Origin of the sequence: Mesorhizobium sp. M00.F.Ca.ET.216.01.1.1, from assembly GCF_004010325.2 — a bacterium.
GTDB lineage: Bacteria > Pseudomonadota > Alphaproteobacteria > Rhizobiales > Rhizobiaceae > Mesorhizobium.
Map to the genome: position 1 here is coordinate 1 of NZ_SADR02000369.1, position 320 is coordinate 320.

Sequence of the window (320 nt, forward strand, 5' to 3'; positions counted from 1 at the left end):
GTCGACGCCGTTGCGGCCGCGACGGACAATTGGGGCGCCGACATCGTGTTCGAGGCGAGCGGCAGCCCCAAGGCCTTCGCCAACCTGTTCGACATTGTGCGACCGGGCGGCGCCGTGGTGCTGGTTGGCCTGCCAGTGGAAACGGTCGAGCTCAATGTGCCGGCGGCGATCTCCAAGGAAGTGCGTATCGAGACCGTGTTCCGCTACGCCAACATCTTCGACCGCGCTTTGCAGCTCATCGCCTCCGGCAAGGTCGACCTCAAGCCGCTGATCACTGGCACCTATGATTTCTCCGAGAGCATCAAGGCGTTCGAGCGCGC

General features: G+C 64.1%; 1 protein-coding gene. It reads left to right on the forward strand.

The genetic code is table 11. From position 1 onward, the window contains the following. Positions 1 to 320: zinc-binding dehydrogenase (locus EN859_RS36520; RefSeq protein ID WP_145972010.1), on the forward strand; the 320-nt coding region annotated here is incomplete at both ends.